This window comes from Rhodoplanes roseus (genome assembly GCF_003258865.1).
GTDB lineage: Bacteria > Pseudomonadota > Alphaproteobacteria > Rhizobiales > Xanthobacteraceae > Rhodoplanes > Rhodoplanes roseus.
The window spans coordinates 1-1,082 of record NZ_NPEX01000588.1 but is presented as its reverse complement, the minus strand read 5'-3'; the positions used below and the strand labels follow the sequence as shown (position 1 = coordinate 1,082).

General features: G+C 73.1%; 1 protein-coding gene and 1 pseudogene. Both read right to left on the bottom strand.

The window, feature by feature from the left end; genetic code table 11:
- Positions 1-94: 94 nt before the first annotated feature.
- Positions 95-415, bottom strand: coding sequence for a YbaB/EbfC family nucleoid-associated protein (locus CH341_RS31440; RefSeq protein WP_111423646.1), 321 nt, complete (start codon positions 413-415; stop codon positions 95-97).
- Positions 416-547: 132 nt separating this feature from the next.
- A pseudogene (locus CH341_RS31435) lies at positions 548-1,082 on the bottom strand (DNA polymerase III subunit gamma/tau); the annotation flags it as partial.

The following is a 1,082-nucleotide window of genomic DNA, read 5'->3' as shown; positions in this document are numbered from 1 at the left end:
CTCCGCGCTTCGCGCGGACCCCGACCTCTCCCCGCAGGGGAGAGGTGAAGCGGAGCGTCCCGACAGCGCAAGTCGTCTCGGGGCGCCCGTGTGCTCAAAACAGCTTCATGCCGGGCGGGATCGGGAGGCCGCCGGTGAGGGCCTGCATCTTCTCCTGGAGGAGGGCGTCGGCCTTGCGCTTGGCGTCGGCGTGGGCGGCGACGATCAGATCCTCCAGCACCTCGGTCTCGTCGGGCTTCATCAGCGACGGATCGACCCGGAGCTTCTTCAGCTCGCCCTTGGGCGTCACCGTGAGCTCGACCAGCCCGCCGCCGGACGAGCCCGAGACCTCGATCTGCTCGAGCTCCGCCTGGAGCGTCTCCATCTTGCCCTTGAGCTCGGCGGCCTGCTTCATCAGGCCCAGGAAATTCGCCATGGATCGCCTCGTGCAATGGGCGGGGCGCGGCGGCCCCGCGGGTGCGTGTCCGCTCCGCGACGGCCCGGTCGAGGGCCGCCCGGGCGGGTCGGAAAACCAACGTCGGCCGAGCCTACCCGATCGCGCCCGGCCTCAGAAATCGTCGTCGACGTCGTCGGGCAGGCCGTGCGCCCCGTAGGCGCTCTCGTCCCACACCGGCGGGGCGTCGTCGTCGTCCGGCTCGGGGGCGGGCGGCAGGCCGGCCGGCGGCGGCTCGACCTCGCGCCGGCGCACCTGCACGACCTCGGAGCCGGGAAAGCGCTCGAGCACGCGTTGCACCAGCGGGTCGGCCAGCACGCCGCGCTTGGCCTCGGCCTCGCGCGCCTGGGTCAGCGACCGCAGGGTGGGCTGGCCCTGCTCGGACGAGACCACCACCATCCAGCGCCGCCCGGTGAGATCGCCGAGCCGGCGGGAGAGGTCGCCGATGACGGCCTTGGACGTGTTGGGCTCGAGCGCGATCTCGAGATGCCCGTCCTCGAACCGCACCAGCCGGACGTCGCGCTCCAGCACGGTCTTGAGCTGGATGTCGCGCCGCTCGCCCGCCAGGGCGACCAGATCCTCGAAGCGGGCCAGGGTCGGAACCGCGGCCTCGGGCGCCGCCTGGGATTTTCGCGCCTCCGGCGCCGCG